Source organism: Anaerococcus sp. Marseille-Q5996 (genome assembly GCF_946893725.1).
Taxonomy (GTDB): Bacteria; Bacillota; Clostridia; order Tissierellales; family Peptoniphilaceae; genus Anaerococcus; species Anaerococcus martiniensis.
Window position 1 is genome coordinate 458341 of the sequence record NZ_CAMPPE010000001.1, and the last position, 23100, is coordinate 481440.

The following is a 23100-nucleotide window of genomic DNA, read 5'->3' on the forward strand; positions in this document are numbered from 1 at the left end:
ATTGAAATTAAAATCTAAATCATTAGTTATCCTATTAGCTCTTGGGCTAATAGGATGTTCTAATAATACAGCAAATCAAAATACTGAGAAAACACAAACAACAAAAGTAGAAGAAGCAGAAACTAATAAGCAAGCTCAAAAGCCTGAGCAAATAAAAAAAGAAGAGACTGATGATAGCAGTAAGGCCCACTATGATGTAAATATTGCCATGCTAAAAGGACCTACAAGTGCTGGAGCTATAAATATGCTAGATTCATCTAAAAATGATGGGTCAAACTTTAGCTTTAACGAGTCAGTAGAAGGAGCTCCAGATGCAGTAGTTCCACAACTAGTTTCAGGAGAGACCGATATTGCAATCATTCCTCCAAATCTTGCTGCTACAGTTTATAATAAAACTGGTGGCAAGATAAAAGTATTGGCTATAAATAATCTTGGAGTTTTATATTTAGTTGAAAATGGAGACCTTAATATAAACTCTATAGAAGATTTAGTAAATAGTGGAGAAACTATATATACAGCAGCTAAGGGCGCAACTCCAGATTTGGCTATAAATGAAGTTATAAAAAATGCTGGATTTAATCAAGGTGATGTAAAAATAGAATATCTAGCAGAAGCCAGTGAAGTAGCTCAAAAAATGATAGCAGGAGAAGCAAAGCTTGCCCTTCTTCCAGAGCCAATGGTAACAAATGTTTTGATGAAAAATGAAAATGCAAAAGTTGCCATTGATGTAAATAAACTTTACGAACAAGCAACATCTAGCCCACTAATTTCAGCTGTACTTGTTGGAAGAAGTGAGTATCTAGATGAAATAGATGTTCCACTTCTACTAGATTCCTATAAGGATTCAATTGATCAAGCAAAGCAAAATGTAGATGATACAGCAGCTCTTTTAGGTCAGTATGACATTATGCCAGAGCCAGTAGCTAAAAAAGCATTACCAAATCTTGCTTTAAAATATATTGATGGCCAAGAGATGAAATCTATGCTCGAAAAACACCTAGATTATCTTTACCAAAGTAATCCCCAACTAGTGGGTGGGTCCCTACCAGAAGATGACTTCTACTACAAAAAATAGATTTAGAAAAATAATTATAGCTATAATTTGGCTTATGCTATGGCAAATTATGGCAAGTCTTATAAAAGAGGAGATACTATTACCATCTCCTCTTCTTGTATTTAAAAGTTTTATATCACTTTTAGGGCAAGCAGCATTTTATAAGACGATACTTACTTCTACAATAAAAATACTAGTAGGATTTATAATATCTATTGCAATTGGGACGATTTTTGCCTATCTATCCTATAGATACAAATTATTTTATGATTTTATAAGTCCTATTATTCGTGTATTTAGGTCTATACCCTTGGCAAGTATAGTTATATTTTTATTGTTTTGGGCAGATAAATCACTCCTTTCTATATATGTTAGTTTTATAATGGCTATGCCTTTAATCTTTCAAAATTTATATGATGGACTAGAAAGTATTGATAGAAAAATTTTAGAAATGGCTGATGTGTATAAGGTAAGTGAAATTAAGAAAATAAGATATATTTATAAAGTAAAGGCAAAATATTTTCTGTATTCCTCTATCATTAGTGTATCAGGCTTGGTTTTTAAGGCTGGGATAGCTGCAGAAGTAATAGGACTGCCACAAAACTCTATCGGTAATAATCTCTATAATGCTAAAGTTTACCTAGATATGCCAAATTTATTTGCTTGGACTATATCAATATTATTAATATCATCTATTTTTGAATACATGCTTAAAAGATTTTTAGGAGTAGATTATGCTAGAATTTAAAGGTGTTTATAAATCCTATAATCATCCTATCTTAGAGAATCTTTCTTTTATACTTAAAGATGGAGAAAATTTAGGGATTTTTGGTAAATCTGGTATTGGTAAAACGACTATTATAAACCTTATCTTAGGTTTAGAAAAACCTGACCATGGATTTATAAAAAGAGACTTTAAAAAAGCTTCTGTAGTTTTTCAAGAAAACAGACTTATAGATGAAATATCAGCCCTGGATAATTTGAAGATACTTTCAGATAATATAGATTTAGCTAAATCAATTCTAAATAAATTTGGAATTTTTGATGTAGATAAAAGTGTAAATCTATTTAGTGGGGGCATGCAACGAAGAGTAGCCCTTGCCCGTGCTTATTTATTTGATGGAGATATCTTAATAATGGATGAGCCTTTTACAGGTCTTGATTTTAATAGCAAAAAAGATTTGGCTAGGTTAATAAAGCAAAAGTTTAAAGATAAATCTATAATAATAGTTTCCCACAATCTTGATGATTACAAGCTTTTTGATATAAGCAATGAAAATATAATCTTTTTATAGTTGTATTTAATTTTTATTATAGATATAATAAATAGATGAATTAATAAGAGAGGTTATTATGGGTCAAACGGCATTTATGCTCATGTTCATAACCATTATCTCAAAAATCTTTGGATTTATAAGAGAAGCGGTTATGGCAAATTATATTGGGGCAGGTGAACTAAAATCCATCTACACAACAGCAAACACACTTCCAGTGGTGGTTGCAAACTTTGTAGCAGTGGGTATTATTTCTGGTTTTATCCCAATTTATAATAGGGCAAAAAACGAAGAGGGTCAGGCTTCTGCTGAGAAGTTTACCTCAAATATATTTAATATTTTAATGGTATTTGCCACTGTTGCCCTAATTTTGGGCCTGATTTTTGCAAAACCATTTTCAAAGATACTCTCTCCAGACTTAGATGGCCAGTGGCTAGATTTAGCAGCTAATTATACTAGGATAATGATGTTTGCAGTTTATGCTTATCTTTATTCAGCAGTATTTAGGGGCTATTTAAATATTAAGGGAGATTTCTTCAATCCTGCAATAACTGGGATAATTATGAATATAATAATCATAATATTTACAGTACTTACCGGAAAAACTGGTAATGTCTATTTACTAATCATTGGGGCTCTTTTAGGGAACATCTTCCAATATATACTATTTCCAAGGGCGACAAAAAAGGCTGGCTACCATCATGAAAAGGTTATTGATCTATCGAACAAATATGTAAGGCAGCTGATGATTATCGCTATACCGGTAATTGTGTCATCTGCAGCTGGTGAGATTTCAATAATAGTAGACAACTCTATGGCTTCAGCATTTTTTGGTAAAGCCGCTATTTCTAAACTATTTTATGCAAAAACAATGCTAACATTGATTACAGGGGTAATTACAGTTTCAGTAACAACAGCACTTTTCCCACAAATTGCAGAGCTGGGACAATCTGGCAAGATAAATGCTATGAAAAAATCTATTTCATCATCAGTTGTAACAACACTATTGCTAGTTGTACCAGCAACTATTGGTATGTCAGTGCTTTCACAGCCAATTATCGAGTTAGTTTTCCAAAGAAATGCTTTCACTCAAGAAGATACAATAATAGTAGCAAGTTTATTATCATCCTACGCACCATATATAATTTTCCAATCTATATCTGATGTAGTTGACCGAGGATTTTATGCCGTGGGAGATTCCAAAACTCCAGTTATAATTGTGGTTATCCAACAAGTTATAAATGTTATTTTCAATGTGATTTTGATTAATTTCTTTGCTATAAATGGTCTTGCATTATCGACAGTTGTTTCAACAATAGTTGGTTCAGCCCTTATGATTTATAAATTTAGGGCTAATTTTGGGGCCTTTAACTTTAAAACCGCCCTTATATCTATAATAAAAATTACAATTGCAACATCCCTAATGGCTCTAACTGCAAGGGGTATTTATGGTTTAACAAGTGGAAATATGCCACATATCTTGGCTTTATTTATAGCAATAATAGTGGCAGCTATTGTTTATGGATTTTTAATTTTAATTGCAAGAATACCAGAAGTAATGAATTTGGTAAATATTATTTACCACAAGGTCTTTAAGAAAAAAAAGGCTCAAAAACATATCCAAGCACCAAATCAAAAAGGTGACACACTTGGAGAATTTAATAGACGCAAGTCTTCTAAAAGACAATCTAGGACAAAAATTAAGCAGTAGGTAAAAAACCTCCTGCTTTTTAATTTAATATTTGATTTTTCATAAAGATTGAAACGATTTTACTAAAGTTTTCTAAATTTGTAATCCTAACAAAATCCCTATTATAAATTAGTTTTGCATTTTCCACATCTTCGTCCTCTCCGGTAAATACTCCTAGGACTGAGACATTATCATTTCTTAAATTACGAACCTCAAAGGCAGTATCATCAACGGCTATTTGGTCCTTATACTGGTCTTTTTCTTTAACTTTTATAGTATTAATATTGGCTCTCTCATCATTTGGTTTTCCATCCGAAAGGACAATTACAATGTGTCTTACATCTTCTTGGGTGTCTATTATGTGGTGGAGGGTTTTAAAGGCAAGTCCATCACGGTTGGATCCAGCTGCAAAATATTTGTAAATCTCAGTATTCTTATGTTTTTCATTATAGTCACGAAAAACATTAAAAATTGTATGGTCACGTAGGGTAGAAAAGCTTGTTACTCTTATAGGAATGCCTGCTTCATCCATTGATTTTTCTATGATATAGGCTTGATTTGCAACTATATGCTGGCGCTCTATTTGGCTTGCTGATGCATCAAGGATTAAGTCTACCTTAAATTTGGTAATATCATCATTTTCTTGGTTTAAAAACACGTCATAATCATGAATTACAGGTGCCTTCCAAACTTTAGATGGATCTATTATCCCGTAATCTTTACTTACATCTACAAAATCTTCAAAGGTTGCTAATGAGTTTTTAATTGCTAGGGATAGTTCATTTATATTCCTATGATTGATTGCAAAATTATTTTCTATATAACGCTTATTTCTTTCGTATTGCTCGCGTCTATTTTCTTTATAGAACCTTGCATTTGGTTTTTGGCTGTATTCACCCTTGGTAAAGTAAAGTTTTTTGTGGGCATGGATGCCAGTTGCTACTTCTTTTTCGATTTTTTCTATCTGCCCTAGTGGTAAAATTGGTTTTCCGAAAAAATCTTCGATAAATTCGCTAGATGAATGGTAGTCATCTTGGGAAGAATTCATAAACATTAAGTTTTTATTTAAGTCTTCTTTTCTATCTTCATAGTAGATTAGGCCGGTAAATTCTGCAGCCCCTATGCCAAATTGCTCATCTATATTCTCATCGCTATATTCTTTTGGGCTATCCTCATCAGTTTTAAATTCTTGTGGTTGATTTTCCTCAACCATTTTTTCAAAAAGTTCTTCGTCTTCCTTTGCTCTTTCAAAATTGAAAAAAGTTTTAAAAACGTCATTAAGTTCATCTATTAAAACATTTGTATCTGTAGTGTAGATCTTAAAAATTGCTTCATAAATTGACCTAAAAACTGGCCCTTCTACTATTGGTTTATTAAAAACTTTGCCATAATATGCTTTTTCCATTTGCTCTATAAGATTATCTGGCTGGTGGTAGTTGTACCTGTGGAGTTTTTTTCTAGCATACTCTTTTTGCAAGTCGCCTATGACTAAATTTTGTTTGCTAATCTCTTTAAAAGAAATTTCTTCTATTAATAGATTTGTTATGAATTTGAATTCTTCATAAAAAGGATTTTCCCTATTTAAATAAGCAAAAAATGAATTTAGCATCCTGGTATCAAAAGTTTTATAGGTATATCCAAATATTATATTTTTGTAGACCTCATCCATGGGATAGGATTTATTAGGTGTGAACCTATAATTTTTTGCAAAATCCCAAATAATATTATATTCGCGGATTTTATCAAGGGATTCAGTCATTAAATACACTCTCTTCTATGCTTGGTGGTACTTTTGTTTTTATGGTGTCGATTACAATTTGTCTTTCAAATTCATCAAAAGATTTATTGGCAAGCCCCATAAGAATAGCATCAAATGGATTTAATCCCACTTGCATGGTTTCAATTGCAGAAATCAATCCACGAAGGTCTACGGATTTGGTAGAAATTTCATTGTTCTCACTTTTAAATTGAAGGGAGATAAACATATCCAAAAATGCATTTCTATATTTTTCTTTTAGTTTTGGGAAAGTATCCATTAATAATTGATTTAAGTTCTCGCGAGTAATATTTGGCATATTTATAATCATAAATCTTGAGGCAAGAGCTTCGTTTACCTCACGAGTGCCCACATATCCGTAGTTCATTGTTGCAATAAATCTGGTGTTTGGATCTAGATTTATTTTTTCATAACCAGGTAAATCTATAATTCTTCTGTGGTCTAGGGTTGCGTGCAAAACAGAAATTGCTTCGTTTTTTGCCATATTTATCTCATCAAGTACTGCAAAGCCACCCTTTGTTGCTGCTTCATAGATAGGTCCTTTTCTAAAAACAACTTCTCCATCCTTAAAAGTATCAGAACCAATAAGTGAGTTAAAATCAGTATTTACGTGGAAGGAAACATTCCAAGATGGTCTGGCAAATAAATATGCTAGATTTGATGAAAGTACGTTTTTACCTGTAGCTTTTGCACCTGTTAGCAAAATATTTTTGCCTGCTAGGATGGCTGAAATCGCTTGTTCTAGTACTTCCTTACCATAATATTTGAATTCTGGTTCGCTCACTCTTGGATCATCCAACAAACCGTTTTTTTCTCTATATATTTCAACTTGTTTTATAAGATTTTTATCAACATTTTGTTTCTCTAAATATTCAATCATTTTTACTCCTTTTAACCATAATATTATACAATTTATTTGCAAAAATTCACTTGACAAAGTCCATTTATAGACTATATTATATTAGTATTTATGAGGAGGTCTCAAATTGGACGAAAAATCATGCGAAATATTTAATATTTTCTCAATGCTTAGGAAGATTAATGTACTAAATAAGCAGAGAGTAGAGAGATTTGGATTGAATAATCTTGAAAGTATTATCTTATTTCATATAGACAAAATCGAAAACTTAACCCAAAAGGATTTGGTAAATAAACTTCAAATGCCCAAGCAAACTATAAATAGTATAATTTTAAATTTAAAAGAACATGATCTTATTACTATGGAGGGGTCAGAATTTGATAAGCGTGTAAAAACATTGGTTTTGACAAAAAAAGGAGAAGATGAAGTAAGAAAAATAAATGAAGCCTTATCCTTATCCAACCAAAAAATATATGATGACTTGGGAGAAACAGATATAAAATTAATCAAAGAAAATCTAAATCAATTAATAGCAACTTTAGAAAATAATATAAATTAGGAGGTAATATGAACAGCTTAAAAGAATTTAATGATGCTTATTCCTATCTAAAGCAGTATTTAAATCAATATAGGAAAAACAGAATAATTTCTATGCTTATGACAGTTTTAGAAACTATTTTTGAACTTTTAATTCCTGCTGTAATGGGGATTATTTTAAATGAAGTAATTTATCAAAAAGATCCAAGCCAGGCTTTAAAATATGGTCTTATAATTATTGTTTTATCCCTATTATCTATGTTTACAGGTACAAAAGCTTCAAAAAATGCAGGTCTTACATCTACTGGACTTTCTAATAATGTTAGAAAGGCACAATTTAGACAAATTCAAGATTTTGCTTTTGAGGATTTTGAATATTTTGGAGTACCATCACTTTTAACAAGATTAACAACAGATATGCAGTCCCTATCCCAATCAACCTTTATGACAACAAGATTTATTATAAAAACTATAGTAATGGCGATAGTTTCCTTTATACTTGCCTTTAATACTAGCTCAAAGTTATCAATTATATTTTTGATATTAATGCCTATATTAGTACTTATTTTATTAAGTATCACGTCAAGGGCTATACCAAAGTTTAGGCAAACTCGTAAGCAATATGACAAATTAAACCAGGTTATTGAAGAAAACTTAAGCAATATGAGGGTTGTAAAAGCCTTTGTTAGAAAAAAATATGAAATAGAAAAATTTGCCGGGGCAAATGAAGAAATGTTTAAATTAGCTGATAGCTCTGAGGGATCAGTTTCTTATGTTTTCCCAACAGCAAATGCAATTTTATATGCAGCTTTTGTTGCCTTAACTTGGTTTGGTGGGATTGAAATTATAAATGGAAGACTTGGAGTAGGAGACCTTGTTTCGTTTAATATGTATGCCATGATGCTATTAGGTTCCCTAATTGGTTTATCAATGGTAGTCACCATGTTAATGGCAGCCTCTCCATCAGTTACCCGTGTAAAAGAAGTATTGACCCGTGAAATTTCTATGGATAATAGAGACAAGGTAGAAGGCCTAAGCTTAGAGGATGGATCAATTGATTTTGACAATGTAAGTTTTAAATACGAAGAAGATTCTGAAAACTATCAGCTAAAAAATATCGATTTGCATATAAAATCAGGCGAGGTAATCGGGATTTTAGGTCCAACTGGTTCAGCCAAATCAACTCTTGTCCAATTAATTCCTAGACTTTATGACATCACAGAAGGTAGCCTGAGGGTAGGTGGTTGTGACATTAAAGACTATGACTTAAAAACTTTAAGAGATGCTGTAACCATAGTTTTACAAAAAAATACCTTATTTTCTGGAACAATTATCGACAACTTAAAATGGGGAGACCCAGATGCTAGTTTTGATGAAGTAGTAGCAATGGGGCAAATTGCCCAAGCAGATGAATTTATCAAGGAAAGAAATGATGGATACGAATCAGAACTTGGCCAAGGTGGTACAGGAGTATCAGGTGGTCAAAAACAAAGACTAACCATTGCAAGATCTCTACTTAAAAAACCGAAAGTATTAATCCTTGATAACTCAACAAGTGCAGTTGATACTAAAACAGAAGCTAAACTGCTAGATGGATTTAATAAACTAAATCAGGATATGACACAAATTATCATTTCTCAAAGACTTTCATCATTTGACCATGCAGATAGGATTGTTATCATGGATAATGGCCAAATATCTGATATTGGAACTGCTGATGAGCTTTATCATAGAAATGAAATTTATAGAATGACTTATGATATACAACAAAAAGGAGGGGAAGATGAGTAAAGAAAATTTAGAAAACAAAACAAAAGAATTTGAAATGTCTACCGACAAAAAATCTCATGGTTTCGATTGGACTTCCCTAAAAAAACTTTTTGCTTACCTATTTGAACAAAAGTGGCAATTAGTAGTTGTTTTTGTATGTGTAATATTATCTGCAATCACCCAAGTTTGGGGCATTTCTATGTTGCAACCTATCATAGACAATAGCATTTTAAAGGGGGATATAGACGGGCTAAAAGCTGGCGTAATAAAAATGGCCATTATTTATCTGGTTTCAGTAATAACTACATTTATTTACAATAGGCTAATGATCCGCATAGGTCAAAGATCAATTAGAAATCTAAGAAATGATTTATTTATCAAAATCCAAAAGATGCCTATAAACTTTTTTGATACAAACCAACATGGCCAAATAATGAGTAGGTTTACAAATGATACTGACATACTTTCTCAGTCACTATCATCAACATTACCAACACTTATAAGATCGATTTTGATGATTATCGGTACAGTTGTGGTTATGATTAGCCTTTCTCCAATACTTACCCTCATAATGTTTGTAGGACTTATTATTATGGTTTTGGTCTTAAAAAATATTGTAAGCAAGACTGGAAGATTATTTAAAGAATCACAAAAAAATGTATCAATACTCCATGGCTTTGATGAAGAAATGCTGTCTGGTCAAAAAGTTATCAAAGTTTTTAATAAGGAAAATGACATAATTAATGAATTTGACCAAAAATCAGAAAACCTAAGATCATCAATGGCAGAAGCAATGGTAAATGCAGGAAAAATGATGCCATTTTTAGTAAACTCAATAAATATTATGTATGCAATACTTGCGGTAAGTGGGGTTATTCTCACTATAAATGGAAATATTACAGTTGGTATTTTAGCAACATTTTTAACAACAGCTAGACAACTTCAAGCACCTATTTCAAATATTTCCCAACAAGCAAATGCAGTATTTTCTGCAATGGCTGGAGCAAGTCGTATATTTGAAATAATCGATATGCCAATTGAAGAAGACACTGGTTATATAGAACTAGTAAATGCACGTATAGATGAAAATGGCAATGCTATTGAGTGTACAGGAGACAGATGCTATTCTTGGACATGGCTTGAAGATGGAAAGAGAGTTTATAAACAACTTGAGGGTAGAATTGACTTTGAAAATGTAGATTTTTCTTATAATGGAAAAGATAAAATCCTTAAAGATGTAACATTTTATGCAAATCCAGGTGAAAAAATCGCCTTTGTAGGCTCAACTGGAGCTGGAAAAACTACCATAACCAATGTAATAACTAGATTTTACGAAATCGATGAGGGTTCAATTAAGATTGATGGCATTGATACAAGAAATATTAAAAAAGACCATCTAAGAAAAGCCTTTGGTATGGTGCTTCAAGATGTCAATTTATTTACAGAAAATGTTAATGAAAATATCAGATACGGAAAATTAGATGCAAGCCAAGAAGAAATCTTAGAAGCAGCTAAACTTGCAGGAGCAAATGGATTTATAAGTAGACTGCCAGAGGGATATGAAACAGAAATTAATGGAGATGGATCATCACTTTCAGATGGACAAAACCAGTTAATATCTATATCAAGAGCAGCGGTTGCAAATCCTCCAATGCTTATTTTGGATGAGGCGACAAGCTCAATTGACACAACAACTGAAATAAAAGTTACAAAAGCTATGGACAAACTTATGGAAGGATCTACTTCTATAGTTATAGCCCACAGACTTTCTACAATTCAAAATGCTGATGTAATCATGGTTATGGAGCAAGGTAGAATTATAGAAAGAGGTAGCCACGATGAATTAATCAAAAAACGCGGCACATATTATCAATTATATACTGGTGCTTTGGAACTTGACTAAAAAATCGCTCATTTTTGGGCGATTTTTTACATAAGTTTTATATTGTTTTTACCATAATTTTACTTATTAAGTGTGTAATTCGGATATATAAATAATGTAAGGACAAAGAATTTCGCAACCCTATGACTTACATAAAAAGAGCACCCTTAGGTGCTCTTTTGTGTTTTATTTTTCATTTGCCACTAATTGGCATTGGTTGTTAAAGAATCTTTTATAACCAAAACGTAAGAAAAAGAATACGCAAATTGTTACAGAACTTAAAATCGCAGTCATAATTGCAATTTGGTATCTTATGGCGATTAGGGGAGAAACACCACCTAAAATCTGACCGGTCATCATACCAGGTAGAGTAATAATTCCCATATTCTTTATCCCATTTAGGCTTGGAGTAATAGCCGTATCAAAAGCATCTTGGATAATCTTATCCATAGCCATGCGAGGAGATGCTCCAAGCATCAAAGCTCCTTCTATATTTACTCTTTTATTTTCAATTGATTTTAACATTTGATTTAGGGCAAGATTTATACCAGTCATTGAGTTTCCGATAATCATTCCCCCAAGTGGTATTAAATATTGTGGGTCATAAATTGGATTTGGTCTTACAACAAGTATTAGGAAAAATATTAGGGTAAAAATTGTACCTATAAGTTGGGCAATAACTATTGATCCGATTAAGCCTTTTGATAATTGGCCCTTTTTAGTTGAAACAATATTAAAGATTGCAAAAAATTCCATTAAAAGAATCATCAGTGTTGATAAAACAATAGATGAGCTATCAAAAATATAAACTAAAACAAAACCAGCTATAAAAAGCTGTACGGTCATCCTAATAGTGCCTATTATAAATTCTTTATTTCTATTTAGCCCATTAAAGGATGTAATAACCATGGCTATAATTACAAATACATAGGTTAAAAGCATTTGGCTATTGGTCAAATTTATTACTGACTTATCCATTATAAACCCTCCCATCAACAATTTTTATAATTCTATCGCTATATTTATCTGCCATAGAGTTTGAGTGTGTGACATAGATAATAGTTTTATTTTGAGATTTAGCCATGTCGACCATTGATTTTATAACAAAATCTTCGGTGATATCATCGAGGGCAGATGAAGGCTCATCTAGCAAATAAATATCAGAATCTAAAAGCATTAGCCTTGCAATAGAAACCCTTTGTTGCTCACCACCAGATAAATTTTCGATATTTTTATCAAGGGGTTCATCAAGACTAACTTTATCCAAGGCTTTTTCAAGCTCACTATCAGCCAGATCATCTTTACCTTGAAATTTTCTACCCATTAGTAGATTTTCACGAATGCTTCCAGGAAAGCTTACAGGACTTTGGGAAAGCATAGGAATTTTTCTCCTATATTCAACCGAGTTCATATGTGCAATATTTTCCCCATTTAGACTGATAGTCCCTGATGTTGGAGAAATTAATTTATTTATAAGTCTAAGCAAAGTTGACTTGCCAGACCCACTGGGTCCTATGATACAAGTAACCTCACCGAGATTGATAGTCAGATCATCAATATCGATGATGTCCTTATATTTAACATGTTCAAATTTAAACATAATATCCTCAATTCATTTATAATATTTATCTAATATATTGTATAATAATCAGGGTAAATTGCAAGAATAGAATTTGACAAATAAACTTATAAAGCTTAGAATAAATAGGTATTCAAATTTAAGAAAACATCAAATTTAAATTAAGAAAAAATCAAAAAAACTTTACAAAAGCGAATTTTAGTTGTATACTATATTAGTACATGCGGATGTGGCTCAGTGGTAGAGCATCGCCTTGCCAAGGCGAGGGTCGCGAGTTCGAATCTCGTCATCCGCTCCATTTCACGCCAAATGGCGGTCGATATTTTATTATAATAGTAGAATATCAATTAATCGAAAATACCAGGTGGCGTTAATTGTTCTTATGATAGAATAATTGCTCGTTTCTTGGTTGTTTTTGTTTTTAAAAGAAGATAGTCCTTAACTAGGTAAATGGACTTTCGTGCTTTGCACGACCATTCCATGGAGGGTCCTCAACTAGCCGGACGGGCTTCGAGCTTTGCACGACCATTCCATGGAGGGTCCTCACCTAGCCGGACGGGCTTCGTGCTTTGCACGACCATTCCATGGAGGGTCCTCATTTAGCCGGACGGGCTTTTTTATGGCGCCATAGCCAAGTGGTAAGGCAGAGGTCTGCAACACCTTTATCCCCAGTTCAAATCTGGGTGGCGCCTCCAAATTTCAACTCTCATTTTGAATAATGAGAGTTTTTTTATTGAGGAGCTTTATGTTTATTATCAGTCACAAATCTACAAATGAATTTAAAGAATTTTTACAAAAAAATAATTTTGACTTTATTGAAACAATAGACAATCCAAATCTTGATCCTAGGATTGCTGACCATCCTGATTTGTCGATTTTTAGACTTGATGGTGAAAATATGATTGTTGATAAGAATGTTTTTAACTACTATCAAGATAAAATTTCTCATATAAATCTTATAGCTGGAGAGAGTGTGGCATGTAAATATCCCTATGATTCTATCTATAATATTTATAAGGGATCTGACTTTTATATACATAATGATATTAGCGAAAAAAACATATTAGCTTTTCTAAGAGATAATAGTTTTAAACATTATTTTGTAAAACAAGCTTATAGTCGTTGCTCAATAGTTCCTATGGGGGATAAAGTTTTGACAAGTGATTTTGGAATCTATAAGGCTCTTAAAGATAAAATCGACCTTGTCCTGCTAAAAAAAGAAAATATTCCCCTTGATGGATTTGATAATGGATTTTTGGGTGGGACCTGTGGATTTTTTGATAATACTTTGATTTTTAATGGAAATATAGAAAAATTAAATAGTTATGAAATAATTAGAGATGAAGCTAGCAAATCTGGTATTGATCTTTTATATCCAAAAAACTGCGACTTAATTGATACTGGATCAATTTTATTTTGCTAACAATAGATAATTATAAAAATAAAAGTATAATTATAAATATTTTTATAATTGTAGGAGTTTTATTTTGGATATTTTATTTATAGGATTTGCATTATTTTCTTTATTTTTTGGAGCAGGAAACCTAATTTTCCCGCCATTTTTGGGTAGGACTTACGGGTCAAATTGGCTTATTGCGAGCATTGGATTTATATTAACAGGAGTAGGGCTTGCTTCAGTTGCTGTTTACTCCATGGCAAAGAAAAATGGAAATATAAAAGAATTTACAAAGATTGGTGGAGAAAAATTAGGCAATCTTATTTTATTAATAATTGCTGTTGTTATTGGACCTCTTGGGGCGATTCCACGTACCGGGGCCACTAGTGGTGAGGTTATGATGGCCTCAGGAATAAATATTTCCTATAATTTATTTATAATTTTATTTTTTTCTCTAACGTTAATATTTATACTAACTGATAACAAGGTAATTGATGTAATTGGAAAATATCTGACACCACTTTTACTAATAGTTTTATTTTTTATGATTATTTCTGGGATTTTGAATCCTATTGGAAAGCCTGAGATGAGCTCACTAACTAAGCCATTTACTTTTACAAAATCAATTATAGAAGGCTATAACACTATGGATGCCTTGGCTGCAATTGTATTTGCTCCAATCATAATTAAATCGCTAGTTGAAAAAGGATATGGAAACAACTTAAAGAAAAAATCTATCCAGGTAATCTTAATTGCGGCAGCAGGTCTGATTTTAGTTTATCTATCACTTACATACCTTGGGGCAACTAGTACTGAATATCATCCAGAAATTAATTCTCGTGTTGAACTTTTAATTGTAATTGCAAATACAATAATGGGTTCTTTTGGAAAATATGTCTTGGCTGCAATTATAGTTTTGGCCTGTTTTACAACTTCTGTAGGACTTACTAGTTCAATTTCAGATATGTTTATCAAAATTTTTAATGATAAAATTTCCTACAATATTACAGCGATAATAATAACAATTTGTTCAATAATTCTTTCAATGGTTGGGGTTGATGGGATAATTAATTTTACACTGCCACTTTTAACCTTTGTTTATCCCTTAGTTTTGCTAATGATTATATTTAATTTGCTAAATTATGATTTTAATAAAAATCTAAGAAAAATTATATTTACTGTAACAGGAATTATTTCTTTTCTTCAGACTTTTATCATGTATGTATCAATGTTAGATCAAAACTTAGGAATTAGTATGGAAAATAATTTAGCTTGGCTACCACTGTACGATTATGGTTTTCCTTGGTTGTTGCCATTTATAATTTTATTTATAATAGGGATTTTTAAAAGAGAAAAAAGTCAAACTTTAGTCTAATATTTATTTATGTTATAATTGAAAAAAAGCCTAGGAGAGAATAGATGGATATTATTAAACCTTCAACAATTGCTGGTGTAATGGAGCTACTTCCAGATAGCCAAGCAGTTTTTGACAGGATGAAAAATACAATTGAAGATACTTTTAAAGATTATGGATTTTTAGCAATAGATACACCTGTAATAGAAAAAAATGAAATTTTATTTGCAAAAGGTGGTGGAGAAACTGAAAAGCAAATTTTTGAAATAGCAAGTGATTCAAAAGATATGAGCTTACGTTTTGACCTTACAGTTCCACTTGCAAGATATGTTTCAGAACACTTATCAGACCTAAATTTCCCTTTTAAACGCTATCAAATTGGCAAAGTTTACCGTGGGGAGCGTAATCAAAAGGGTAGGTACAAGGAATTTTACCAAGCTGATATTGATATTATTGGTCACAATGACCTAGCTATCTATAATGATGCATTGCTTGCTAGGGTAATCTTTGAAGCCTTTAATAGAATAAATTTTCCAAATATTACGTTTCACATCAATAATAGAAAATTATTAAATGGATTTTTCAAATCTCTTGAAATTGAGGATAGCACTGAGGTTTTAAGAACTATTGATAAAAAAGATAAGATTGGAATAGATAAAACCAAGACACTTCTTACAGAAATAATTGGCGAAGATAAGGCTAATAAAACCCTAGAATTTATAAATGCAGATAATCAAAATACTGAGATTTTAGATAATTTAGCAGGTTTTGCTGATAATGATTTATTTAAAGAAGGCCTGGAAGAATTAAAAACCCTTTATGATTACATGATCAAATTTGGAATAGATGATAAAAATATCAAAATCGATTTAGCCATTACTCGTGGTCTTGATTATTACACATCTACAGTTTATGAAACCTTTATAAATGGTTACGAATCAATAGGTTCAGTATGTTCAGGTGGTAGATATGAAAATCTTGCTAGCAACTTTACCAAACAAAACTTACCAGGAGTTGGAATGTCAATAGGACTTACAAGATTATTTTACCAACTTCAAGAACTTGGATTGGTTGAAGAAGAAAAATCATCAAAAATTGATTTTCTTATCCTACCAATGGATAAGGAATATCATTTTTATGCAATAGATGTTCTAAAGAAGCTGAAAGACCAAGGCAAAAAGGCAGATATTTTCTTAGAAGATGGTAAATTTAAGAAAAAAATAAATTATGCAGATAAAATAAATGCAAAATATGCCGTAATAATTGGTGAAGAAGAAGTATCCAAAAATCAAGTATCCATCAAAAATATGGAAAGTGGAGAACAGTTTAATAAAAATATAGAGGAATTGGATTTTTAGGATTGATTTTATTTCCAATTCCTGATATATTGGTAATGGATAATAATTTATCAAAAATTTTTGGAGGTACATATGAGTAAATTAACAGAAACAGTACAAACTGGTGATTGGGCAAGCGAAAAACACGTACCAGAAATTGATTTTGAAAGTGTTGACAACGGCAAAGTAAGAATAAGAGCATCAGTTGGTAGTGAAATCGAACACCCAAATACTTTTGAACACCACATTGCATGGATTAAAGTTTTCTTCAAACCAGAAGGATCACAATTCCCAGTTGAAATTGCATCATCTGAATTTACAGCTCACGGCGAAGAAGATTTATTTACAGTTCCATGTGCAACAGGATACATAAAAGCAGATAAAAAAGGTACAATCTACGCTCTAAGCTACTGCAATATTCACGGCTTATGGGAAAATTCTGCAGAATTAAACTAATTTAGTTTTTAAAGTCAGGCAAGAAATTCTTGTCTGATTTTTTAATGCAAAAAATCTCCCAAAACTAATTTACTGGGAGATTTATATTGCTATCTTTAATTGTCTTCAAATTGCTTGAAAGTTCATAAATAGGGATAAGATTTTGATAATATTCTGGATTATTTATTTTTATATAGTCGCACAAGTCTATCATCCAAACCAAAACGTATTTGTTTAAGTAAAATCCTTGGATACCATTTGCAAGAATTGATCTTCTGCCATTAATTACAATATCATTGCGGATTTTTTTAAAAAACTCTGTCCAATATTTATTTGATTTTTCGTTTATAATTAATGATTCAATTAGAGTTTTCAGGGCAACTATATATTTTTCATCCATGGGATTTATATAAAAATCTATAAATCCATCAGGATTTAAAATTATATCTTCATTTGGACTTAGTTTACTATAGTCTTCGAAATATTTTTTCTTAGAAAATTCTTCAAAAAAATTCGGATAAAGTCCGTAGGTAAAATTTGAATTTTTAATTGTATCTTTTAAAAACTCCAATTCTTCATTGCCATTATCAAAGCAAGCTATAAATATCGGGGATAGGGTAACTAAAAGCCTTAACCTAAAATTATTTTCATCATTATTAAAAGAAAATTTTATATAGTCTTTATGTTTTTTTATATCAATCATTATTTTGTATTACATCAAAAAATTTTCCGCCATTTGCCTTGGCCAAATCATCTGCTTTTATTTTTATACTATGGCCAACTTTTCCAGCAGAAACTTTTATGAATTCGTGGTATTTGGCGCTTTCATCAATTACAACTTCATATTCTTTTTTCATTGCAAGACTTGTTGTCGCTCCTCTTTCATAGCCGATTTTAGATTTAAGATCTTTTAGTGGTAGCATTTCAAGAGATTTTACTCCTACACATTTGCTGGCCTTTTTAAAATCTATATTTTCAGCTCCTGGTATTACAAAAATATAAATATCTTTAGTATTTGAAATTGTAGCTAGAGTTTTATAAACCAAACTGATGTCTTGGTGGGTTTCTTCTGTAAGCTCAACGGTAGATTTAAATTCTCCTTCAAAACCATAATCTATGTGTTCATAGGGAATATCTAAATTATCCAAGGTACGCATTGCATTTGTTTTTACTTCTTTTTTCATAAAAATCACTTCCTTTTTCACATTATACTCGAATATTAATCTCTTTATGGGTATAAATTTTTAAAGAATGGAGAGATATGATGAATAACGGAATTATAATTACCTATGTTTACCACTCTTGCTATACTGTGGAAACTAAAGATTTATTTATTATTTTTGATTATTACAAGGGTCTTTTAGATATTCCTGAAAATAAGCAAGTGGTATTTGTTTCAACCCACGCCCATAGCGACCACTACACATCTGAAATCCTAAAAGTACCAAATATGGAGAACAAAACTTATATTTTAAGCTCAGATATTGGTAAATTGCCTTCCAATGAAAATATTATATATATAAGGGACAACAAGCTTTCTATGGACCAGTTAAAAAGCTTGTATAATTCTAAAAATGTACACTTTGTAAACAAAAATAAGACCTTTAATATAAAATTAAATAATGGAGAAAAACTAAAAATTAAAACTTTTGGTTCAACCGATAGAGGTATCTCTATTTTACTTTATGTAGATGATATGAGTATTTTCCATGCTGGTGACTTAAATTTTTGGGCTTGGCCACGCAATGACAAAGAAACTATGCAAAAAGAACATGATGATTTTATGATAGAAGTAGAAAAAATCAAAAATCAACCAGTTGATATTGCATTTTTCCCAGTAGATCCGAGGCTTGAAGAAAATTACTTTAAAGGTGGAGATATATTTATAAAAGAAGTAGAACCTCAAATATTTTTTCCGATGCATTTTGCTGACAATTTTGAAATTAGCAAGAAATTTAAAGGAGATTTTTCTTATGAAAACACTGATGTTAGGGAGATAACTAAGGAAAATCAAAAATTTGTTATAGACACAGATAACTAGGAATAATATGATATAGTTATTGAACTTAAGGAGTATTATGGAAAAGATAGCAATATTAACAGATACTGCATCTGATATAGATATAAAATTAGCAGAAGAAATGGGGATTTATCTTTTGCCTTTGTATGTAAATCTGGATAGCAAGTACTATAAAGATAGAAAAGAAATTAGCCCAGATGAATTTTATACTTGGATGAAAGAGTCCGACTCTATTCCAAAAACAAGTACGGCATCACCTGGAGATTTACATGAAATTTTAGAACAAATTAAAAATGATGGCTATGAAAAAGTGATAGCAATCAGTATTGGTGCGAATTTTTCATCAACCTACAATTTATTTAATATGATGAAAATGGATGGGCTTGAAATCTATGTTTTTGATAGCGGAAACCTAACCTTATCTGAGGGAATTTTTGCAATTTATGCAAAAGAACTTGTAGATGAGGGTTATGGATTTGAGCAAATAATAGAAAAGCTCAATGCAAAAAAAGAAGATTCTAAAGTATTTTTTGCCCTAGACACTTTCAAATATTTAGTAGCTGGGGGACGTGTGCCAAGATCTTTTGGTAAAATTGGAGACGCCTTATCAGTAAAGCCAATCATATGTATAAATCCAGAAGAAAGTCATTTTAAACTTTTTAAAATAACTAGAGGTGAGAAAAAAGTTTTAAATGAATTTAAAAAAATAGCGGCAAGAGAGTTAGAAAATGTAAAAGACTATTACTTTTATATAGGCCATGGTGGTTATGAAGAAGGAATGGAAAAGTTAGAAGACATATTTTCAGATGTAATAGCTAGCGCAAGAAGAACATATAGGATTCAAATCTCACCAACCCTAGGAGCCAATACCGGACCAGGACTTTTTGGTTTTGGATTATTCAAATTAGATTAATTAAAAATACAAGTTAACTATTATGAAAAAATTGTATTAATTATTAATTGACAGGAATTAATAAAAATTAGTATAATAATATAAAGTAATGCAATAGTTGATTGTAAGACTAAAAAATAAAATATACTTTGAAATATTCATGGCCATGGCCATGAGTATTTTTGTATACAGAGAAATATCATAATTTAGATTAAATGTATTTCATAATCAAAGGAGGGTTTATGGAAAAGATAGCTCTTATTACTGACTCGGGAGCAGATTTATCAGAGACATTTATAAAAGAAAATAATATATATGTAGCAAATTTATATGTAATAGTAGATGATCAATACTACGAAGATAGGGTGGAAATTAGTCCTGCTGACCTAGATAGAAGAAATAAAGAAAATTCATCTTTCACAGCAAAAACAACCTCGCCTGCACCGGCAGATTTTTCTAAGGTTTTTAAAAAGGTTGCTGAAGACGGTTATAAAAAAGCAATTTATGTTGGTTTAAACCCACGACTATCTTCTACTTTTTCAAATGCTGAGTTAGCTGAAAAACATGGGCTAGAAATAGCCATGGTAAATAGCGGCTCGGTTACTCTTTTAGAAGGGTTGATGGTAATCTATGCAAATGACCTTATAAAAGAGGGATTTGATTTTGAAAAAATAGTAGCAAAGCTAAATAAGAATGTTGGTAACCAAAAGGCCTATGTTTGGTTTGATACTCTAAAATACTTAAAAGCAGGTGGTAGACTTGGTAAAGTTGCTAAAAGAGCCTCATCCATTTTAAATTTTAAACCAGTATTGTCTTTAGACGGCAAGGGGGATTTTGACCTTATAAAACTAAAAGTTAAAAAGGAAAAATCCTATGCTATTATAGAAGAAAAAATCAGAGAAGATTTAGCAAATGTTAAAAAATATTATATGACCTATATTTCGGGAACAGACAATAGTCTACTTGAAGAAATAAAAAATAGATTAGATAATATAGAACAAAATGCAGAACTTGCCCTAACAAGCCAATTTGGCTCTGCAATTTCTGCCCATGCAGGTAGTAAGGCCTATTCTGTAGGGTATTTAAAAATTGATGAATAAAATATTTGACAAAATCAAATAAAGATAGTATTATATACGACATAGACAACAAAGAAGTACCCAGATACTCACCTGCCGATATAAATTTGTAGGTTAATAATTTTTAAAGATAAGATTTAAAAATTGGAACGGGTACTTTGTGCCCGCTTTTTTTATGTAATTATACATTGGAGGTATAACTATAAAAGATTTAAGAATAAATAATGAAATTAGAGCTGACCAAGTAAGATTAATCGATGAAAATGGTAACCAAGTTGGTATTACAACTTTAAAAGATGCACAAAATCGTGCAGATGATGCAAAACTTGACCTAGTTTTGATGAGTCCAAATGCAAAACCACCTGTTACAAGAATCATGGATTATGGTAAGTACAAATACGATCAAGAAAAAAAGGAAAAAGAAAATAAGAAAAAACAAAAAAATGCTCAATTAAAAGAGACAAGATTTTCCTTAAATATCGAAGACAATGATTTACAAACCAAGGCAAATCAAACCATTAAATTCTTAAACAACGGGGATAAGGTAAAAGTTTCTATAAGATTTAGAGGTCGTGAACTTGGCCGTAAAGAACCAGGTTATGAATTGATGGATAAATTTAAAGAAATGCTAGGAGATAGCGCCGTGGTTGATAAAAAACCAAAAATGGAAGGCAGATCCCTAGTAATGTTTCTAGAACCAAAAGGAGAAGAAAATGGCAAATAAAAATAAAACAAGAAGAGCTGCTGCAAAAAGATTTAAAGTAACAGGTAGCGGAAAAATCGTAAGAAGAAAAGCATACAAAGGTCACTTAACAGCTAAAAAATCACCAGCTAGAAAAAGAAACCTTAGAAAAGCAACATTAGTTTCAAAAGCTGATGAAAGAAATGTTAAACAATTATTAGGAATGTAATTAGGAGGCAGATAGAAAATGGCAAGAGTAAAAAGAGCAATCAACGCTAAGAAAAAACACAAAAAAGTATTAAGACAAGCAAAAGGATACTACGGTTCAAAAAGCCTTCTATATAGAACAGCCAACCAAGCTGTAATGAAATCTTTAAACTATGCTTATATTGGACGTAAACATAGAAAAAGAGACTTCAGAAAATTATGGATTGCAAGAATCAACGCTGCAGCTAGACTTAACGGTACAACATACTCAAAACTTATGGGTAACCTTAAAAAAGCAAACATTGATATCAACAGAAAAATGCTTGCAGAAATTGCTGTAGAAAATCCAGCAGAATTTAGCAAAATTGTAGAATTAGCTAACCAAAACGCTTAATGGTAATAAATTCTACATCCAATCAAAAATACAAATATATATCAAAACTAAAAAATAAAAAGTATAGGGATATAGAAGATAAATTCATTATAGAATCTAAAAAATTAGTAGAAGAGGCCATCTCTTCTGCTGATGTAGATTTTATTTTTTTATCAGAATCTAAAAAGGATTATCAAACTAATTTTGAAAAAATAATTTTTGATGACAAGCTATTTAACAAACTGTCAAACCTTAAATCTCCAGATGGATTTGCAGCAGTGGTTAAAAAGAAAAAGGAAAATGAAATCTCATCAAAAAGAGTATTACTTTTAGATGGCCTAAATGATCCAGGCAATATGGGAACTATTATCCGTTCTGCAGAAGCTTTTGGTTTTAATGACATTCTTCTAGGACCAAATACTGTTGATATATATAATGAAAAAACTTTAAGAGCCTCAATGGGCTCAATTTTTAGATTAAATATAAAACAAACAAGCTATGAAGATCTTGATTTGTTAAAAAAATCTTACAAATTGGTAGCAGCCGACATGAGCGGGTATGATATTAATAAATGTAAGATAGAGGACGATATTGTCCTTGTTATAGGAAATGAAGCAAATGGTCTATCTGATACCATAAGGTCAATGACAGATATATATGTGAAAATTCCTATGAAAGGGCAAATAGAATCCTTAAATGCAGCTATTGCAGCTAGCATTTTGATGAATAATCTTAGCTTATGATTCGGAAAAAACTTTAGTTATTCTTTACCAGCAAGAGGAGATGATGGAAGCCCTCAAAGTTCCGGCTAAATATATTCACCGATGAAGCTTGATATGAAATTAGTAATTGATACGATTTGCTGCGTTATAAGCTATTAAGTGGGTTAATATTAACCAATTA

Annotated in this window: 24 protein-coding genes and 2 tRNA genes; 20 read left to right on the plus strand and 6 right to left on the minus strand. The window is 31.3% G+C overall.

Annotated features, from left to right (window positions below; translation table 11 throughout):
• Window position 1 precedes the first annotated feature (1 nt).
• The 4 genes from OC526_RS02180 to murJ are packed head-to-tail and all read left to right on the plus strand — an operon-like array spanning window position 2 to window position 4039.
• Entirely contained in the window at window positions 2-1075 is a 1074-nt protein-coding gene (locus tag OC526_RS02180; RefSeq protein WP_262121875.1) for an ABC transporter substrate-binding protein, read from the plus strand.
• Window positions 1053-1802 carry an ABC transporter permease gene (locus OC526_RS02185; protein ID WP_262121879.1) on the plus strand — a complete coding sequence of 250 codons (750 nt, stop codon included), beginning with the start codon at window positions 1053-1055 and terminating at the stop codon, window positions 1800-1802. Before OC526_RS02180 ends, OC526_RS02185 begins: the two co-directional genes overlap by 23 nt.
• Window positions 1789-2349 (plus strand): ATP-binding cassette domain-containing protein, encoded by a 561-nt coding sequence (locus OC526_RS02190; protein WP_262121882.1) that lies wholly within the window; start codon window positions 1789-1791, stop codon window positions 2347-2349. Before OC526_RS02185 ends, OC526_RS02190 begins: the two co-directional genes overlap by 14 nt.
• Before the next feature lie 58 nt (window positions 2350-2407).
• Entirely contained in the window at window positions 2408-4039 is a 1632-nt protein-coding gene (gene murJ, locus OC526_RS02195; RefSeq protein ID WP_262121885.1) for a murein biosynthesis integral membrane protein MurJ, read from the plus strand.
• A gap of 19 nt (window positions 4040-4058) precedes the next feature.
• Here murJ and OC526_RS02200 read toward each other — a convergent pair whose 3' ends face one another.
• Window positions 4059-5777, minus strand: a complete 1719-nt coding sequence (locus OC526_RS02200) for a hypothetical protein (protein WP_262121888.1) — start codon at window positions 5775-5777, stop codon at window positions 4059-4061.
• Window positions 5770-6675, minus strand: a complete 906-nt coding sequence (locus OC526_RS02205) for an AAA family ATPase (RefSeq protein ID WP_262121891.1) — start codon at window positions 6673-6675, stop codon at window positions 5770-5772. Before OC526_RS02205 ends, OC526_RS02200 begins: the two co-directional genes overlap by 8 nt.
• A gap of 106 nt (window positions 6676-6781) precedes the next feature.
• Between OC526_RS02205 and OC526_RS02210 the strand changes: the two genes are divergently transcribed.
• The 3 genes from OC526_RS02210 to OC526_RS02220 are packed head-to-tail and all read left to right on the plus strand — an operon-like array spanning window position 6782 to window position 10864.
• Window positions 6782-7213, plus strand: a complete 432-nt coding sequence (locus OC526_RS02210; protein ID WP_262121893.1) for a MarR family winged helix-turn-helix transcriptional regulator — start codon at window positions 6782-6784, stop codon at window positions 7211-7213.
• Window positions 7214-7221: 8 nt separating this feature from the next.
• Window positions 7222-8982 (plus strand): ABC transporter ATP-binding protein, encoded by a 1761-nt coding sequence (locus OC526_RS02215; protein WP_262121896.1) that lies wholly within the window; start codon window positions 7222-7224, stop codon window positions 8980-8982.
• Window positions 8975-10864 (plus strand): ABC transporter ATP-binding protein, encoded by a 1890-nt coding sequence (locus tag OC526_RS02220; RefSeq protein ID WP_262121899.1) that lies wholly within the window; start codon window positions 8975-8977, stop codon window positions 10862-10864. Before OC526_RS02215 ends, OC526_RS02220 begins: the two co-directional genes overlap by 8 nt.
• Window positions 10865-11029: 165 nt before the next feature.
• Here OC526_RS02220 and OC526_RS02225 read toward each other — a convergent pair whose 3' ends face one another.
• Window positions 11030-11821, minus strand: a complete 792-nt coding sequence (locus OC526_RS02225; RefSeq protein ID WP_262121902.1) for an ABC transporter permease — start codon at window positions 11819-11821, stop codon at window positions 11030-11032.
• Window positions 11814-12443 (minus strand): ATP-binding cassette domain-containing protein, encoded by a 630-nt coding sequence (locus tag OC526_RS02230; RefSeq protein WP_262121904.1) that lies wholly within the window; start codon window positions 12441-12443, stop codon window positions 11814-11816. Before OC526_RS02230 ends, OC526_RS02225 begins: the two co-directional genes overlap by 8 nt.
• A 202-nt stretch (window positions 12444-12645) precedes the next feature.
• Between OC526_RS02230 and OC526_RS02235 the strand changes: the two genes are divergently transcribed.
• The 6 genes from OC526_RS02235 (at window position 12646) to OC526_RS02260 (ending at window position 16965) form a co-directional block, all read left to right on the plus strand.
• Window positions 12646-12720, plus strand: a tRNA-Gly gene (locus OC526_RS02235).
• Between the two features lie 323 nt (window positions 12721-13043).
• Window positions 13044-13117 (plus strand) — tRNA-Cys (locus tag OC526_RS02240).
• 50 nt (window positions 13118-13167) lie between these two features.
• A complete protein-coding gene (locus tag OC526_RS02245; RefSeq protein ID WP_262121906.1) occupies window positions 13168-13845 on the plus strand; it encodes a DUF6873 family GME fold protein in 678 nt (225 codons plus the stop codon).
• Between the two features lie 64 nt (window positions 13846-13909).
• Window positions 13910-15193 carry a branched-chain amino acid transport system II carrier protein gene (gene brnQ, locus OC526_RS02250; RefSeq protein ID WP_262121907.1) on the plus strand — a complete coding sequence of 428 codons (1284 nt, stop codon included), beginning with the start codon at window positions 13910-13912 and terminating at the stop codon, window positions 15191-15193.
• A 44-nt stretch (window positions 15194-15237) separates the two neighbouring features.
• Entirely contained in the window at window positions 15238-16530 is a 1293-nt protein-coding gene (gene hisS / locus OC526_RS02255) for a histidine--tRNA ligase (protein ID WP_262121910.1), read from the plus strand.
• A 72-nt stretch (window positions 16531-16602) separates the two neighbouring features.
• Window positions 16603-16965 (plus strand): class II SORL domain-containing protein, encoded by a 363-nt coding sequence (locus OC526_RS02260; protein WP_262121912.1) that lies wholly within the window; start codon window positions 16603-16605, stop codon window positions 16963-16965.
• Between the two features lie 64 nt (window positions 16966-17029).
• Here OC526_RS02260 and OC526_RS02265 read toward each other — a convergent pair whose 3' ends face one another.
• Window positions 17030-17647, minus strand: coding sequence for a hypothetical protein (locus OC526_RS02265; protein ID WP_262121915.1), 618 nt, complete (start codon window positions 17645-17647; stop codon window positions 17030-17032).
• Window positions 17640-18128: an aminoacyl-tRNA deacylase gene (locus OC526_RS02270; protein ID WP_262121918.1), complete on the minus strand. Its 489-nt coding sequence runs from the start codon at window positions 18126-18128 to the stop codon at window positions 17640-17642. Before OC526_RS02270 ends, OC526_RS02265 begins: the two co-directional genes overlap by 8 nt.
• A 77-nt stretch (window positions 18129-18205) precedes the next feature.
• Here OC526_RS02270 and OC526_RS02275 point away from each other — a divergent pair, with 77 nt between their 5' ends.
• From OC526_RS02275 to OC526_RS02305, 7 genes are all read left to right on the plus strand, one after another.
• A complete protein-coding gene (locus tag OC526_RS02275) occupies window positions 18206-18985 on the plus strand; it encodes an MBL fold metallo-hydrolase (protein WP_262121920.1) in 780 nt (259 codons plus the stop codon).
• A 37-nt stretch (window positions 18986-19022) separates the two neighbouring features.
• Window positions 19023-19877 (plus strand): DegV family protein, encoded by an 855-nt coding sequence (locus OC526_RS02280; RefSeq protein ID WP_262121922.1) that lies wholly within the window; start codon window positions 19023-19025, stop codon window positions 19875-19877.
• A 221-nt stretch (window positions 19878-20098) separates the two neighbouring features.
• Entirely contained in the window at window positions 20099-20956 is an 858-nt protein-coding gene (locus OC526_RS02285) for a DegV family protein (RefSeq protein WP_262121923.1), read from the plus strand.
• 166 nt (window positions 20957-21122) lie between these two features.
• Complete coding sequence (gene infC, locus OC526_RS02290) at window positions 21123-21659, plus strand: translation initiation factor IF-3 (RefSeq protein WP_262121977.1); 537 nt, start codon at window positions 21123-21125, stop codon at window positions 21657-21659.
• Complete coding sequence (gene rpmI / locus OC526_RS02295; protein WP_262121924.1) at window positions 21649-21846, plus strand: 50S ribosomal protein L35; 198 nt, start codon at window positions 21649-21651, stop codon at window positions 21844-21846. Before infC ends, rpmI begins: the two co-directional genes overlap by 11 nt.
• 18 nt (window positions 21847-21864) lie before the next feature.
• On the plus strand, window positions 21865-22218 hold the full coding sequence (rplT, locus tag OC526_RS02300; protein WP_262121926.1) for a 50S ribosomal protein L20: 354 nt from the start codon (window positions 21865-21867) through the stop codon (window positions 22216-22218).
• Window positions 22218-22940: a TrmH family RNA methyltransferase gene (locus OC526_RS02305; protein ID WP_262121928.1), complete on the plus strand. Its 723-nt coding sequence runs from the start codon at window positions 22218-22220 to the stop codon at window positions 22938-22940. The genes rplT and OC526_RS02305 overlap by 1 nt, the downstream gene beginning before the upstream one ends.
• The last annotated feature ends 160 nt before the right edge of the window (window positions 22941-23100 follow it).

Bases quoted from the DNA above. Each gene is read 5' to 3' on its own strand.
- OC526_RS02185 (WP_262121879.1), top strand. From the start codon at position 1,053: ATGACTTCTACTACAAAAAATAGATTTAGAAAAATAATTATAGCTATA.
- OC526_RS02190 (WP_262121882.1), top strand. From the start codon at position 1,789: ATGCTAGAATTTAAAGGTGTTTATAAATCCTATAATCATCCTATCTTA.
- murJ (WP_262121885.1), top strand. From the start codon at position 2,408: ATGGGTCAAACGGCATTTATGCTCATGTTCATAACCATTATCTCAAAA.
- OC526_RS02200 (WP_262121888.1), bottom strand. From the start codon at position 5,777: ATGACTGAATCCCTTGATAAAATCCGCGAATATAATATTATTTGGGAT.
- OC526_RS02205 (WP_262121891.1), bottom strand. From the start codon at position 6,675: ATGATTGAATATTTAGAGAAACAAAATGTTGATAAAAATCTTATAAAA.
- OC526_RS02215 (WP_262121896.1), top strand. From the start codon at position 7,222: ATGAACAGCTTAAAAGAATTTAATGATGCTTATTCCTATCTAAAGCAG.
- OC526_RS02220 (WP_262121899.1), top strand. From the start codon at position 8,975: ATGAGTAAAGAAAATTTAGAAAACAAAACAAAAGAATTTGAAATGTCT.
- OC526_RS02225 (WP_262121902.1), bottom strand. From the start codon at position 11,821: ATGGATAAGTCAGTAATAAATTTGACCAATAGCCAAATGCTTTTAACC.
- OC526_RS02230 (WP_262121904.1), bottom strand. From the start codon at position 12,443: ATGTTTAAATTTGAACATGTTAAATATAAGGACATCATCGATATTGAT.
- OC526_RS02245 (WP_262121906.1), top strand. From the start codon at position 13,168: ATGTTTATTATCAGTCACAAATCTACAAATGAATTTAAAGAATTTTTA.
- hisS (WP_262121910.1), top strand. From the start codon at position 15,238: ATGGATATTATTAAACCTTCAACAATTGCTGGTGTAATGGAGCTACTT.
- OC526_RS02260 (WP_262121912.1), top strand. From the start codon at position 16,603: ATGAGTAAATTAACAGAAACAGTACAAACTGGTGATTGGGCAAGCGAA.
- OC526_RS02265 (WP_262121915.1), bottom strand. From the start codon at position 17,647: ATGATTGATATAAAAAAACATAAAGACTATATAAAATTTTCTTTTAAT.
- OC526_RS02270 (WP_262121918.1), bottom strand. From the start codon at position 18,128: ATGAAAAAAGAAGTAAAAACAAATGCAATGCGTACCTTGGATAATTTA.
- OC526_RS02275 (WP_262121920.1), top strand. From the start codon at position 18,206: ATGATGAATAACGGAATTATAATTACCTATGTTTACCACTCTTGCTAT.
- OC526_RS02280 (WP_262121922.1), top strand. From the start codon at position 19,023: ATGGAAAAGATAGCAATATTAACAGATACTGCATCTGATATAGATATA.
- OC526_RS02285 (WP_262121923.1), top strand. From the start codon at position 20,099: ATGGAAAAGATAGCTCTTATTACTGACTCGGGAGCAGATTTATCAGAG.
- rpmI (WP_262121924.1), top strand. From the start codon at position 21,649: ATGGCAAATAAAAATAAAACAAGAAGAGCTGCTGCAAAAAGATTTAAA.
- rplT (WP_262121926.1), top strand. From the start codon at position 21,865: ATGGCAAGAGTAAAAAGAGCAATCAACGCTAAGAAAAAACACAAAAAA.
- OC526_RS02305 (WP_262121928.1), top strand. From the start codon at position 22,218: ATGGTAATAAATTCTACATCCAATCAAAAATACAAATATATATCAAAA.